General features: G+C 56.8%; 10 protein-coding genes. 5 read left to right on the forward strand and 5 right to left on the reverse strand.

What is annotated here, in order from left to right; translation table 11 throughout:
- Positions 1-6: 6 nt before the first annotated feature.
- Together oadA and BUA49_RS11850 are read left to right on the forward strand one after the other, a co-directional pair.
- Positions 7-1794 carry a sodium-extruding oxaloacetate decarboxylase subunit alpha gene (oadA, locus tag BUA49_RS11845; RefSeq protein WP_072798004.1) on the forward strand — a complete coding sequence of 596 codons (1788 nt, stop codon included), beginning with the start codon at positions 7-9 and terminating at the stop codon, positions 1792-1794.
- A 14-nt stretch (positions 1795-1808) separates the two neighbouring features.
- The gene (locus BUA49_RS11850) at positions 1809-3131 is read left to right on the forward strand and encodes a sodium ion-translocating decarboxylase subunit beta (protein WP_323807517.1); all 1323 of its coding nucleotides are present in this window, start codon (positions 1809-1811) and stop codon (positions 3129-3131) included.
- Positions 3132-3192: 61 nt separating this feature from the next.
- On the opposite strand, the gene BUA49_RS11855 is transcribed toward BUA49_RS11850, so the two are convergent.
- The 5 genes from BUA49_RS11855 to BUA49_RS11875 all read right to left on the reverse strand — a co-directional run bounded on the left by BUA49_RS11855 (position 3193) and on the right by BUA49_RS11875 (position 10821).
- Positions 3193-6315, reverse strand: a complete 3123-nt coding sequence (locus tag BUA49_RS11855) for an error-prone DNA polymerase (protein ID WP_072798007.1) — start codon at positions 6313-6315, stop codon at positions 3193-3195.
- Positions 6315-7733 carry a Y-family DNA polymerase gene (locus BUA49_RS11860; protein WP_072798009.1) on the reverse strand — a complete coding sequence of 473 codons (1419 nt, stop codon included), beginning with the start codon at positions 7731-7733 and terminating at the stop codon, positions 6315-6317. The genes BUA49_RS11855 and BUA49_RS11860 overlap by 1 nt, the downstream gene beginning before the upstream one ends.
- 5 nt (positions 7734-7738) lie before the next feature.
- Complete coding sequence (imuA, locus tag BUA49_RS11865; protein WP_072798011.1) at positions 7739-8428, reverse strand: translesion DNA synthesis-associated protein ImuA; 690 nt, start codon at positions 8426-8428, stop codon at positions 7739-7741.
- A 102-nt stretch (positions 8429-8530) separates the two neighbouring features.
- Positions 8531-10438, reverse strand: a complete 1908-nt coding sequence (ftsH, locus tag BUA49_RS11870) for an ATP-dependent zinc metalloprotease FtsH (protein ID WP_072798012.1) — start codon at positions 10436-10438, stop codon at positions 8531-8533.
- Between the two features lie 209 nt (positions 10439-10647).
- Positions 10648-10821 (reverse strand): DUF2897 family protein, encoded by a 174-nt coding sequence (locus BUA49_RS11875; protein WP_072798014.1) that lies wholly within the window; start codon positions 10819-10821, stop codon positions 10648-10650.
- A 212-nt stretch (positions 10822-11033) separates the two neighbouring features.
- Between BUA49_RS11875 and yghU the strand changes: the two genes are divergently transcribed.
- The 3 genes from yghU (at position 11034) to BUA49_RS11890 (ending at position 14792) form a co-directional block, all read left to right on the forward strand.
- Complete coding sequence (yghU, locus tag BUA49_RS11880) at positions 11034-11915, forward strand: glutathione-dependent disulfide-bond oxidoreductase (RefSeq protein ID WP_072798015.1); 882 nt, start codon at positions 11034-11036, stop codon at positions 11913-11915.
- Positions 11916-12000: 85 nt separating this feature from the next.
- On the forward strand, positions 12001-12465 hold the full coding sequence (locus BUA49_RS11885) for a (2Fe-2S)-binding protein (protein WP_072798017.1): 465 nt from the start codon (positions 12001-12003) through the stop codon (positions 12463-12465).
- Positions 12462-14792 (forward strand): xanthine dehydrogenase family protein molybdopterin-binding subunit, encoded by a 2331-nt coding sequence (locus tag BUA49_RS11890; RefSeq protein WP_072798019.1) that lies wholly within the window; start codon positions 12462-12464, stop codon positions 14790-14792. The genes BUA49_RS11885 and BUA49_RS11890 overlap by 4 nt, the downstream gene beginning before the upstream one ends.
- Positions 14793-14796: the final 4 nt, after the last annotated feature.

A 14796-nucleotide genomic window follows, 5' to 3' on the forward strand; every position in this document is an offset into this window, starting at 1 on the left:
GACACGATGACTGACATAAAGAAACCGCTGGGGATTACGGACGTTATACTTCGTGACGCCCACCAGTCCCTGCTTGCCACCCGTATGCGGCTTGACGACATGCTGCCCATTGCCGAGAAACTCGACAAGGTCGGTTTCTGGTCCCTGGAATCCTGGGGTGGCGCTACCTTTGACTCCTGCATCCGGTATCTGGGAGAAGATCCCTGGGAGCGCATTCGCGAGTTGAAAAAAGTCATGCCCAACACGCCCCAGCAAATGCTGCTGCGTGGTCAGAACCTGCTGGGTTACCGGCATTATGCAGACGATGTGGTTGAGCGGTTTGTAGAGCGTGCCGCCGAGAACGGTGTCGATGTTTTCCGTATTTTTGACGCGATGAACGACCCGCGCAACCTGCAAACTGCTATCAAAGCTGTTCGCAAGACGGGCAAGCACGCACAGGGCACGATTTCTTATACCACCAGCCCGGTGCACACCATTGAAATGTGGGTTGAGCTGGCGAAGGAAATCGCAGACATGGGCGCGGACTCCATTGCCATCAAGGACATGGCGGGCATTCTCAAGCCGTACGTGGCCTTTGATCTGGTTAGCCGCCTGAAGAAAGAACTGGATATCCCGATTCACATGCAGTGCCACGCGACCACCGGTATGTCTACCGCCACAGCCCTCAAAGCAGCGGAAGCCGGTATTGATAACGTGGATACGGCCATCTCCTCAATGAGTATGACCTATGGCCACTCGCCCACTGAGGCGGTTGTTGCCATTCTTGAAGGTACAGACCGTGACACCGGCCTTGACCTGAATCTGCTTGAAGAGATTGCCAGCTACTTCCGCGAAGTTCGTAAGAAGTACGCGAAGTTTGAAGGTAGCCTCCGGGGTACCGATTCCCGCATCCTGATTGCCCAGGTTCCCGGCGGCATGCTGACGAACATGGAAGGCCAGCTCAAGGAACAGAACGCGGCTGACAGGTTCGACGAAGTACTGGCCGAAATTCCCAAGGTTCGTGAAGACCTGGGTTTCATCCCGCTGGTTACGCCGACTTCCCAGATTGTTGGTACTCAGGCTGTACTTAACGTTCTGACTGGCGAGCGTTACAAATCCATCTCCAAGGAAACTGCGGCTATCCTGAAAGGCGAATACGGCTCCGCGCCGGCGCCGTTCAACAAGGAACTGCAGGAAAGGGTTCTGGATGGTAAAGAAGCCATTACCTGCCGTCCGGCTGACAATATTGAGCCGGAAATGGATAAGCTGACCGACGAGCTGAAGAAGCTGGCGGATGAAAAAGGCATCAAACTGGCGGATAACACCGTTGATGATGTTCTGACTTATGCTTTGTTCCCGCAGATTGGTCTGAAGTTCCTGGAAAACCGTGGTAACCCGGATGCCTTTGAGCCGGTTCCCACGGCTGAAGATGCGCTACCTGCGAAGAAATCCACTGGCCCCGAAACCTACACTGTTGATGTTAACGGCAAGAAGTACGTGGTTGCGGTTTCTGAGGGTGGTGAAATTTCCCAGATTCAGGGTGAGGGCGGTGCTTCCACATCGGTCGCAGCATCTTCTGCGCCAGTTCCGGCAGCAGGTGAAGGCGAGCCTGTTATCGCGCCTCTTGGTGGCAACATCTTCAAGGTACTGGTTTCACCGGGTGACGCCATTGAAGAAGGCGATGTGCTGATTATTCTCGAGGCCATGAAAATGGAAACCGAGATTCGCGCACCAAAGGCCGGCACTGTCGGCGAAGTCTTCATCAAGGTCGGTGATGCCGTCGCTCCTGATGATGAAATGCTGACAATCGCATAAAGGGCCAGCATTCCATGGATAAATTAATGACGTTATGGACAGGCAGCGGCCTGTTTAATCTATCAATCGGCCAGTTCTTCATGATCTGTGTCGGTCTTCTTCTGCTGTTCCTTGCGATTCGTAAGGGCTTTGAGCCTTTGCTGCTGATTCCGATCGGGTTCGGTGGCATTCTGGCGAATATTCCGGAGGCAGGGCTAGCCCTGTCTGCCGCTGAAAATGCGATCCATATTGCGAATCCGGATACACTTTTAGCGCTTGCGAGCGTTCTGGATGTAGGCTTCCAGCCAAGCCAGGTTGTCACCCCGGAGGTTTTAGAGGCCTTCAAGGCGGCTTACAAGGGCGCAGATTATGCGACGGTTCAGCAGGCCAGTGTCGTTGCTCAGAGCCTGGGTTATACCAACGGCATGCTCTACAACTTCTACTCGGTTGCTATCGCTAGTGGTGCTGCCCCGCTGATAATCTTTATGGGCGTTGGTGCCATGACAGATTTTGGTCCGCTGCTGGCGAACCCGAAGACTCTGTTGCTTGGCGCGGCTGCTCAGTTCGGTATTTTCGGCACCGTTATCGGTGCGGCGCTGCTCAACTGGAGCGGTGCTATGGACTTCACCATTCTTGAAGCGGCGGCTATTGGCATCATTGGTGGTGCTGACGGCCCGACGTCTATCTATGTGTCAAGTATTCTTGCGCCGCACCTGCTGGGTGCGATCGCGGTTGCTGCCTATTCCTATATGGCTCTGGTTCCGATGATCCAGCCGCCTATTATGAAGGCTTTGACAACGGAGAAAGAGCGTTCGATCAAGATGTCTCAGCTGCGACCGGTGAGCAAAAAGGAAAAGATCGTATTTCCGATTGTGGTGCTGGTTGCGACTGCGCTGTTCCTGCCGGATGCGGCACCGCTGCTGGGTATGTTCTGCTTCGGTAACCTGATGCGTGAATGTGGGGTGGTCGAGCGTTTGAGCGACACGTCCCAGAATGCACTGATCAACATTGTGACCATTTTCCTGGGCCTCTCTGTTGGCTCCAAGCTGGGCGCTGACAAGTTCCTGGATCTGCAGACTCTGGGTATTTTGTTGCTGGGCATGGCGGCATTCTGTGTTGGTACTGCCTGTGGTGTTCTGATGGCGAAGTTGATGAACAAGCTGACCAAGGAACAAATCAACCCGTTGATTGGTTCTGCCGGTGTATCTGCGGTGCCAATGGCGGCGCGGGTTTCCAACAAGGTTGGTCTTGAGGCGAATCCGCAGAACTTCCTGCTGATGCACGCCATGGGGCCGAATGTTGCTGGTGTTATTGGTTCTGCTGTTGCTGCGGGTGTGATGATCAAGCTGCTTAGCTGATCGTTTCTTCGTAGTACGAAAAACCCCGCCTTGTGCGGGGTTTTTCGTTTTTCAGGTCTGCCTAATGAAAATCTCTGGAGTTGACCGGGAGTGTCTGTATCAGATGGCTCAGATCCGAGAGTTTTCCTGCCATGATGTGAACAATCTCTCCTTCTCTTTCCAGAATGCCTTTCACGTGTAACAGCCTTGCGGTGAGTAACGGTTTGCGTTGCCGGCGGGCGGTTTCCAGCCAGACGACGACGTTCACGTTGCCGGTTTCGTCTTCCAGGGTGACGAAGGTAACGCCGGAGGCGGAGCCCGGGCGTTGGCGGCCGGTTACGAGGCCTGCAACCTGTACCGGGATGCCGGCTTTGGTGGTTTTGAGTTGTTCGGCGCTGAGGCAGAACTGTAAATGGCCTTGTTCCCGGAGCAGAGCCAGCGGGTGGCGCTGGAGGGTCAGGCCCTGGCTGGCGTAGTCGGCTAGTACGTTCTGGCCTTCGGATGGCTCCGGTAGTTGAGCGCAGGTTTCTGATTCGTAGTTTTCGTCGTCTTCTTCTGCTGCGAAAAGCTCTGCGGGTTTTTCGTGGCCCAGTAGTTGCCAGTATGCCTGATGGCGGTTTGTGGCGAAGGCGGGCATGGCGTTGGCGCCGGCCAGCAGTTCCATTTCGCGCTGGTTAAGGCCTGCCAGGCGGCGTAACTCGGCGGAGGATCGGTAGCCGGTTTCGGGGCGGTTCTGGCACAGGCGTTCGGCAGCGTTTGCTGAGAGCCCCTGGATGAGTCTCAGGCCCAGGCGCAGTTGGTGGTCAGGGCCTTCCAGGATGTTATCCCAATGGCTGCTGTTTATGTCTGGAGGTAGTGCGACAACGTCATGGCGTCGGGCGTCCTGTACCAGTTGTGATGGCGAGTAGAAACCCATGGGCTGGCTGTTCAGAAGGGCGCAGTAGAAGGCGGCTGGATAGTGCTGTTTGATCCAGGCAGAGACGTAAACAAGCAAGGCGAAGCTGGCTGCGTGGGATTCCGGGAAGCCGTAGCCGCCGAAGCCGCAGATCTGCAGATAGAGGCGTTCAGCAAAATCAGCGTCGTGGCCGCGTTCCAGCATGCCGGTGATGAGTTTTTCCCGGAAGGGAGTCATGTCGCCGTGGGATTTCCAGGCGGCCATGGCCCGGCGGAGTTGGTCGGCTTCGCCAGCAGTGAAGCCGGCGGCAACCATGGCCAGTTTTATGACCTGTTCCTGGAAAATGGGTACTCCCAAGGTGCGTTCAAGAACGCTGCGGACGGCGTCATTGGGATAATCCACCGGTTCCAATCCGTGTTTCCGGCGCAGGTAAGGGTGCACCATATCGCCCTGAATGGGGCCGGGGCGAACGATAGCAACTTCGATCACCAGATCGTAATAGGTTTCAGGTTTCAGCCTGGGCAGCATGTTGATCTGGGCGCGGGATTCCACCTGGAATACGCCAATACTGTCGCCTTTTTGCAGCATGTTATAGGTGGCCCGGTCTTCTTGGGGAATGTCCTGCATGCGGAAGGGAAAGCCTTTCTGTTTACTGATCAGTTCCAGGGCTTTGCGGATAGCCGTGAGCATGCCCAGCGCGAGAATATCCACTTTCATCAGGCCCAGGCTTTCCAGGTCGTCTTTGTCCCACTGGATAACCGTGCGGTCGGTCATGGCAGCGTTTTCAACCGGTACCAGTTCGGCCAGCGGCCCTGAGCTGATCACAAAGCCGCCCACATGTTGTGACAGGTGGCGGGGAAAACCGAGCAGAGTGTTTACCAGGGTAAAGAACTGATCGGCGACCTTCGGGTTGCGGGTCAGGCGTTTGTCGAGAATTTGCTGGCGCCAGTTGGTGGCTTTGTCGCGCCAGTCGATGCCTTCCAGTAGCTGTTCCACCAGTGCCGGGTCAAACCCGAGGGCTTTGCCAACGTCGCGAATGGCGCTGCGGGGGCGGTAGCGGATAACCGTTGCAGCCAGTGCGGCTCGCTCCCGGCTGTACCGCCGGTAGATGTACTGGATGACTTCTTCCCGGCGTTCGTGTTCAAAATCTACGTCGATATCCGGCGGCTCGTTTCTGTCTTTGGATATAAAGCGTTCAAACAGCAGCTCGACTCGGGCCGGGTTTACTTCGGTAACGCCCAGGCAGTAACACACTGCGGAGTTTGCAGCAGAACCCCGGCCCTGGCAGAGAATGCCGCGATTGCGGGCAAAGGCAACAATATCGTGGATGGTGAGAAAGTAGTGCTCGTACTTCATCTCCGAAATCAGCCCAAGCTCCTTGCGGATCAAGGCCTGAACAGACAATGGCGTGCCCTCCGGATAACGCTTGCGTTCACCTTCCTGAGTTAATCGTTTCAGATAAGCCGCCGGGGTCTCTCCTTCCGGCACAAGGTCCGGAGGGTATTCGTAGCGCAGACTGCCGGGCTCAAAGGTGCACTGTTGGGCAATGCGCAAAGATTCTTTCAGCCAGGCTTCGGGAAACAGTCGTTGCAGTACCGGTAGCGGGCGCAGATAGCGTTCACCGTTCTGGAACAGGCAGAGGCCGGCGTTTTCCAGGCTGGCGTGGTTGCGCAAGGCGGTGAGCACATCCTGCAGTGGCTGACGTTCCCGGCTGTGCATATGAACTTCGCCAGTGGCGGTAATCGGGCAACGCAGGTGCTCAGAAAGCCAGCTGGCCCGGGCCAGTTGTTGTTCCTCTCCGGATTCCAGGGTGCGGGCGGCAGCAATCCAGAGGCGGTGCTCAAACAGCCGGAGTAACCATTCGCCGCAGGACAGGGCCTGATCCGCATCGGCTTCAGCCGGTGAGGGCGGTAGCCACAGGCACAGGCAGTCATCCAGAGCATGTGTTTCCACGTCACCATGGAAAAGCTGGTATTGCCCTTTTTCTGCCCGGCGGCGAGCGGTGGTTATAAGCTGGCAAAGCTGTCCATAGCCCTTGCGGGTGCGGGCCAGAAGAATAAACCGGGGTGTGTGGGCTCCGGGAGGGGCGTCGTCCAGTTCAAACCAGCTCCCGGTAATCAGCTTGACGGAGCTCTCTTTCAGTGCCGCCCAGGCACGGGGGATGCCCGCCACCGAACAGGCATCGGTAATTGCCAGGGCGGTATATCCAAGCTCTGCGGCGCGTTCCGCAAGCTCATGAGGGTGAGATGCCCCCGTCAGAAAGGTGAAGTTGGTGAAACAGAACATCTCGGCGTAGGAAGGTTCATTCATCAGCCAAACCACCCGTGTATGAACCAGCCATCCCGCACATCGCGGAACACCCAGGCCAGCTGTCCATTATTCAGTTGGGCGATGTAATAATCCCGGTGTACCCGCTGGCCGTCCCACCAGCCGCCACTGATCCGCTCCGGGCCTGTGAACCAGGTTTTCGGTGTTTCCGTAAGCGGTTGCGGCCCCCGCAGAAGCCATAAGGGCCGGCGGGGCAGCGGGTTGGCTGTTGTTGCCGTTGCACGGCTTGTTCGCCGCACTTCTGAAGCGCTCCATGCCCGTTCGGGTCGGTGATCTGCCTGGGGCGCAAGTTGCTTAAGGGCGTTATCTCCAAGCCTTGCCTGCAGGCGGCTCATCAGAGTGTGCCAGGCTTCGTTCAGATCCTGGCTTTCGCCCAGCAGATCCTGCCCACCGGGCGTTTCCCGTCCAAGAAACCGTTTCACGGTCAATCGCAGCGATATGACCGGAGCCTGGAGTGGTTGCTGCTCAAACCGCAGGCTTGTCAGGTTGAGAAATGCTTCCGCCCGGTGTTCCGGGCCGGATGTGCGAATGTGCAGGCGCGTTGGTTCTGCGTGCCGGTGCCGGAGCACCAGCAGCAAGCTGTCGGTATCCTGCTGGCGCCAGCACAGATCCTTTTCCAGTTCAGAGAGTATGCGCTGCAACGGGAACAGAAGTCCCTGTGACCGTTCAATTTCCTGCACAAAATCTGCCTGCTGCCGGAAGTAATGGGGCGGTTGCCAGGGTGCCTTTGGGTCGGGCCTGGAACCCTGGATTTTCTGGATATATGCCAGAGTTTCCGGGGACAGTCGGCGGGCCATCTCTGTCGGCGGTAAACTGAATACCTCGCCCAGAGTATTCAGCCCAAGCCGTTGCAGGCGGGTGCTGGTGCGCCCGTCAAACTCCGCAGCCAGCAGGGGCATCTGACCAAGAGTGTGGAGAATATGGCCTTTATCGGACGTGCATGCTCCCTTGCCGTTACGTGCAATCAAGCGTGCGGCCAGTGGTGTGTGGCCAATGCCTGGCCAGGCGGTAAGCTGGCGTTCGTGCAGCACTTCTTCTACCGTTTGCCAGACCGCTGGCAGGCCACCGTATAGCCGTTGCAGGCTGCCGATCTCAGCCAGCAAACCGTTTGGCGGAACCAGAACAATGTGAGCCGCATAGCGGTACAGCCAGAGGGCCTGGTCTTCCAGAATCCGGGCCTCCTGCTGTTGGTCTGCCCTTATTATGTCCAGATTCTGCACCAGGCTGACAGCTGTTTTCAGACGCATGCCGGCGGTCACGCCCAGGTCCCGGGCAGCCGGGCAGGCTTGTATTACGTTTTGCCCGGAACCCTCCACAATCACTAGCGCAGACTCGTTTTCACTGGAACGACGAATGTGGTCCAGCAGTAGATGAGGAAAGTGCAGATACAACCAGAGCATAGAAACTACCGGGCCGATGTGGGCCAGGGGCCCTGAACCACACTGGGCGCTTCACGATGAAACAGGCCCGCCCGGTGAGTCATGGCAAGCGAACAATGCTGGCCTGGCCAGCTGCCGCGGCGCTTTACCACATTCACTTTCAGGCCCTGTTGATCGTCTGGCTCGAGCTCAAGGCGCAGGGCGGCCGGAGAGTTCTGCTCGGTGTAGTGTCGCTCGCGAAAAAGTACGCAAACATTGCTGCCGGCTTCGGCCGCCAACTGCAAACGCCGGATTTCGCTGGCAGCCAGCTTGCCGGGCCAGGCCATCACCAGGCCCGTGACCGGAGAACGCAGGCAGTTTTCCAGAGTCCACAGGAAATCGCCCTTGTTTTTGGTGTGGATCATGATCACCTGATCCAGGTTGATATCTTCCCGCGCCAGCGCCGGGGCATAAGGGGTGTGCGGAGGGTTCAGCCAGAATACGGTTTTACCTGCCTGCGACAGCCTTTGCATCAATGGTATTAACAGAGTCAGCTCGCCGATGCCGGGGGCATCCAGCAGACATTCGCTTAAAGCACCCCGGGGCCAGCCAATGCCACCGAGCTGGTTATCCAGAACCTGATAGCCGGTCAGCTCTGCCGGTTGAGTGGTTTTATTGTGCCGGTGTCCCTGCCAGACACGGGCATCTTGCATTAGCGTGTTAAGAAGCTCGCTCATGGTAAAATCTCGAAGTACTGTTTAAATATACAGTATTCTGAAGGCGAGCTTATTTCAAGAAGCAGGTTAATAAAATGAGTAACCGAACTCACGCCTGACGGGTCAGGCGATTTTTCGGGCAGCCTCTTTGTGGAGGATTTTTTCGACGTCTTCCGCTGAGAGGTTTTCTTGCTTTAGAACGGCCTTGGCCAGCGCTTCAAGCTGATTCCTGTGATTAGTGAGGAAATCGATAGTGGCTTTTTCCAGAGCCAGGAGTTCTGACTGGATTTCAGCGTCAATCAGCTCCGCCATCTTCTCACTGAACTCTCGGGGCAAGCCCATTTCACGGCCAAGGAATACGTGCTCTTCACCAATGCTCAGGCCCAGAGGCCCTATTTTTTCGTTCATACCCCATTGGCCGATCATCCGGCGGATCAGCTTGGTGGCTTCCTTGAGATCATTCTGGGCACCGGTGGTCACTTCTCCATAGATAATTTTTTCGGCTGAGCGTCCACCCAGCATGACCTTGATGCGGTCTCTGAGATAGCTTTCGGAATAGTTGTAATGATCTTCTTTAGGCGTCTGCTCGGTAACACCCATAGCCATTCCGTGGGGAATAATCGTGAGCCGGGTGAGAGGATCGGCCTTTGGCATGTAGTAGGCCATGATGGCGTGCCCGCTCTCATGGTAGGCAACAACTTCCCGCTCTTCCGGTGACAGCCGGGCGTCGCGTTCTTCGCCCAGAACGATGCGGTCGCGGGCGAGCTCAAAGCAGTGAGTCGTAACCTCACTCAGGTTTTCCCGGGCGGCTGTCAGGGCTGCTTCGTTCACCAGGTTTTTCAGATCTGCACCGGAAAAACCGATTGTGCGGGCCGCCTGTTGCTCCAGGTCTACGTCTGCAGCCAGGGGCACTTTGCGGGCATGCACCGCGAGGATGGCACTCCGTGCGTCCTTGTGTGGAAGATCCAGAGTGATTTTGCGATCAAAGCGGCCAGGGCGGAGCAGGGCACTGTCCAGAACATCCGGACGGTTGGTGGCGGCCAGTACAAGAATATTCTCGTGGGATTCGAAACCATCCATTTCCGTGAGAATCTGGTTCAGCGTCTGCTCCCTTTCATCGTGCCCGCCACCGACGCCTGCGCCCCGGGAGCGGCCGATTGCATCCAGCTCATCAATAAAAATCAGTGCTGGTGCTTCCTTGCGGGCATTCGCAAACATGTCCCGGACCCTTGAGGCGCCCACACCCACAAACATTTCAATGAACTCTGAAGCGCTGATGCTGAAGAAGGGCACTTCCGCTTCTCCTGCAATCGCGCGGGCAAGAAGGGTTTTTCCTGTACCTGGCGGGCCTACCAGAAGAACACCCTTGGGCATCGACGCACCCAGTGCCCGGTATTTATCCGGAGACTTCAGGAAGTCGATAATCTCCGCAATTTCCCTTTTGGCCGACTCAATACCGGCCACGTCATTCAGTGTTGTGGTTGAGGTTTCTTTCACCGCCCGGCGGGCTTTTGAACGGCCGTAATCAAACATGCCGCCACCCTGAGTCATACGCTTCTGTGCGGAACCCCAGAACCAGTACATCAGGGCCAGCATCAATATCCAGGGCAGGAAGCCACGAATCAGTTCCTGCCACCAAGGTAGTCCCGAAGACGTGGCCCGAATGGTGACATCATGTGCCTCCAGTATCGTGAGCAGTTCGGGGTCATCCATCGGCGGCCGGGTAGTGTTAAACCCAGGGCTTGAGCCTTGTATGTTGTCGCCGGAGCTGAAGGAAGCCCGGCCCTGATCGCTGAACAGGCCGGTTATATTCTCTTCCTTGAGTGTTACCTCGGAGACCTGGTCGTTAACAACGGCGGTTTTGAACTCGGAGTATGCCAGCTCCTGAAGCTTTGGTGCGCCGCTGTCCTGTAGCCACATAAACGCCAGGAAAATGGCAGCGCTGAGCCAGAGAAATGAATACTGCTTGGGTATCTCCGGCTGCTGATTAACCGGTGGTGTCTGTTTTTCGGGAGTATTTTGTGTGGTCATTTTGATCTTCGGTTATCCTCCGTATCTACCGCTGTATCTACCCATGGCGCTTTGTTAGCAGTTCATGTGTCAGTAACCCAAGGCCGAGGAGGTGCTGCGTCTCGGGTCTGCGCCGCCGTACAGGGTGCCGTCATCTCCAGTCATGATACTCTGAATGACCCCCATAGCCGAATGGGTCACCACTTTGTGACCGCGAGAACGGACGCCGCTTACCACTGATCATCTGCTTTTTCCTGCGCTTCGAGTTCAGCTTTACGCTTGCGGATTTTATCCATTTTGTCCTTCGGGATATGCCCGCTGTTTGCAGAGTTCCGCAGTATGACAAGGCCTCCTACGATCAGAGTCACGGCAGCGAGCAGAAAAACCCAACCTATTACTGGCATACGTCTGGCTCCTTTGTTCGGAAGAATTTCTTTATAGTGGAACATCAACAGCCAGGTTGGCGGAACATTCCATTTCTTTTCACCATTATGGCAGTGTATGCCGGAAACCGGGGAGGCGGCTGAAGCTTATTTTGAAAAGCACACAGCGAGACTCAAGGGCTTGGCATAGATAAATCCGATAGCAAGCACTCAGGCAAACAAGGACCCCAAGTATGAGCGATTCCAGCTACACCCCACCAAAGGTCTGGAAGTGGGAGTCTGCAAGCGGCGGCGCTTTTTCAAATATTAACCGCCCCATTGCAGGGCCGACTCACGACAAAGAACTGCCTGTAGGCAAGCATCCTTTGCAGCTGTACTCGCTGGCTACGCCAAACGGTGTGAAAGCCACGATTATGCTGGAAGAGTTGCTTGAGCAGGGCATCAGCGGTGCCGAGTACGACGCCTGGCTGATACGCATTAACGAGGGCGAGCAGTTCGGCAGCGGATTTGTGGACGTCAATCCGAACTCCAAGATTCCGGCGCTGCTGGACTGCACTCAGGATCCCGCTGTCCGGGTGTTTGAGTCAGGCTCCATTCTGCTTTATCTGGCAGAAAAGTTTGGCCAGTTTTTGCCCTCGGATATTGCCGGACGCACTGAGGCGCTTAACTGGTTGTTCTGGCAGATGGGCAGTGCGCCGTTTGTCGGCGGCGGCTTCGGGCATTTCTTTACCTATGCTCCCGAGAAGTACGAGTACCCCATCAATCGTTATACCATGGAGGTGAAGCGGCAACTGGACGTGCTGGATCGCCAGCTGGCGGACAACCGATATATTGCCGGTGACGAATACACCATCGCAGATATGGCGATCTGGCCTTGGTACGGCGCTCTGGTGCTCAACAAGGTTTATGATGCCGCAGAGTTTCTTGAGGCGCATACTTATAACCATGTGCAGCGCTGGACCAAAGAGATTGAAAAGCGACCGGGTGTTCAGCGCGGACGTTTAGTGAATCGTGCCTGGGGCGAGCCTGAAGATCAGCTTCATGAGCGCCATGATGCAAGCGATTTTGAAAATAAAACCCAGGACAAACTTGCCGCGAGCCTTGGGCACGCCTGACGGGGCAGGCGATTTTTCGGGACCCAGTTGTTCCATATCCACGCCTGCTGCCCGAGCTCCGACAACATCATGACGGGAGAGATCAATGATTAACCTGACCATAAACGGACAACAGCACGAGCTGGACGTTCCCGATAACATGCCGCTGCTTTGGGCCATTCGGGATGTTGTCGGCATGAAAGGCACCAAGTTTGGATGCGGTATTGCTCAGTGCGGTGCCTGTACCGTTCACCTGAACGGGGTAGCGATACGGTCCTGTGTCACGCCGGTCTCCGCCGCCAAGGGCGAGATAACAACTATTGAGGCTATGGCCGACGATCCCGTTGGCCAGAAAGTCCAGCAGGCCTGGCTGGATTTGGGCGTGGCGCAATGCGGTTATTGCCAGGGTGGCCAAATCATGAACGCCACGGCTCTGCTGAAGAAAACGCCGGCACCACAAACCCAGGAAATTGTCGACGCCATGGCAGGCAATCTGTGTCGGTGTGGAACCTACAATCGCATCCTGGCGGCCATTGAACGGGCTGCGGACACAGAGGAGGCCAGCTCATGAGCCAGCCAGACGATAAATTGTTACTCGCCAATGTCAGCCGTCGCGGTCTTTTGAAAGGATTGGCAGGGGGCTCTGCGCTGCTCTTGGCAGCCCGCTGGGATCTGGCGCTGGCCAATGAGCAGGCCCAGTTTGGCGCCGGCGCTATGCCCGGTGGCTGGATTGATAACCCGAATGTGTTTATTCATATCGATTCGGACGGCCTGGTCACCATCGTCAACAACCGTGCCGAGATGGGGCAGGGTATCCGTACCAGTCTGGTTATGGTGGCTGCCGACGAACTGGGCGCGGATTGGAATCAGGTTCAGGTGCAACAGGCGGAGGGAGACCAGGATAAGTACGGCAACCAGAATACCGATGGCTCCCGCAGCATGCGTCACTGGTATGAGCCCATGCGCCGGGCTGCGGCCGCGGCCAGACTGATGCTTGAGCAGGCCGCGGCCAACCAGTGGAATGTACCGGTGCATGAGGTGCGGGCCGGGATCCACAAAGTAGTGCATCCAGCCACAGGCCGGGAACTCGGCTTCGGCGACCTCGCAGAAGCAGCGAGAGAGCTGGATGTTCCCGGTCGGCATGACTTGGTTCTGAAATCCGACAGTGAGCTGCGCTTTATTGGCAAGGAATCCGGGCTGATTAACGGTGAATTGAAATCCGCCCACCCCAAGGCCATTGATGGTGAAGATATTGTCTCCGGAAAGGCGATTTTCGGTGCCGATGTCGACCTGGATAATACGCTTTACGCGGTCGTGGCTCGCCCGCCAGTTTACGGTGCCAAAGTAAAAAACGTCGATGACAGAGATGCACTGAAAGTTGCCGGTGTCAAAAAAGTGATCCGCATTGAAGGCACTGGTCAGCCCGCGGCATTCAATCCGTTGGGTGGTATTGCCGTGGTGGCTACCAATACCTGGGCCGCCATGGAAGGCCGCAGGGCCCTGAAGATCGAGTGGGACAATGCTCCGGCCGGGGATAATGCCGACTACACCTCCGATGCTTACCGGGAGTCTCTGGAAAAGGCGGCACAATCCCCCGGCAAAGTTATCCGCCAATCCGGCGATGTCGAGGCCGCCCTGCAAAAGGCTAAAAAGCGTGTGTCAGCAACTTACTATATGCCCCACATGGCACAGGCCCCAATGGAGCCCCCAGTGGCAGTGGTGATGATCAAGGACGGTAAGGCCGAGGCCTGGGCTCCGGTTCAACATCCAAGGGCGGCCCGGGAAGGTATCGCGGGGATGCTGGGCATAGATCTGGAAAATGTAACCCTTCATCAGACACTGCTCGGTGGCGGCTTCGGCCGCAAGTCGAAACCGGATTTCGTGATCGAGGCGGCTCGACTTGCGAAGGAGTTTGAGGGGCAGCCCATCAAACTGCAGTGGTCCCGCGAGGATGATATCAGCCATACCTACTTCCATACGGTCTCCGTAGATCATCTGGAAGCGGGTCTGGACGGGGAGGGCAAGGCGACCAGCTGGCGCCACCGGACCCTGTCTCCCAGCATCACCTCGCTCTTTGCCCCGGATCCCAAGCATATAGCGGAATTCGAGCAGGGCATGGGCTTCAACACCATGCCATTCAATATTTCCGCTATCCGGTTGGAAAACCCACCCGCGCCGGCTCATGTGCGTATTGGCTGGTTTCGCTCGGTGTACAATCTGCCACACGCCTGGGCCATCCAGAGTTTTGCGCATGAAATGGCCGTGGCAGCCGGCAAGGACCACCGGGACTATGTTCTGGACCTGCTTGGGCCAGACCGGAAAATTCACAACCTGACCGTCGGTGATGGCTGGAACTACGGTGAGGACCCGGACAAGTACCCGATAGACGTGGGCCGGATGCGCCGGGTAATTGAACGCGCCACTGAAGAGGCGGGCTGGGGTCGCAAGACCGGGAAGGGGCGTGGCCTGGGCCTGGCTTTCCATCACAGTTTTGTCTCCTACACGGCTATTGTTTTTGACGTGGAAGTGGACGATGAGGGTAAATTGACCATTCATCGGGCGGACATTGCCTTCGACTGCGGGCCCCAGGCCAATCCGGAACGAATCCGGTCGCAGATGGAGGGTTCCTGCGTGATGGGCATTGGTGTCGCCCTGCAAAGCGAGGTGACGTTCAAGAATGGCGTTGCCCAGCAGGACAACTTTGACAGCTACCTGATTCCACGAATGCCGGACGCACCGAAAGTGGTCAGGGTGCACCTGATCGACAATCCCGACGACGCCATGGGCGGTGTGGGCGAACCTGGCTTGCCGCCGGTGGCGCCCGCACTGTGCAATGCGATCTATGCGGCCACCGGAAAACGCATCCGGCGTCTTCCTGTCGGCAACCAGCTGAGCTAACGCC

Origin of the sequence: Marinobacter antarcticus (genome assembly GCF_900142385.1) — a bacterium.
In the GTDB taxonomy this organism is placed as follows: Bacteria; Pseudomonadota; Gammaproteobacteria; order Pseudomonadales; family Oleiphilaceae; genus Marinobacter; species Marinobacter antarcticus.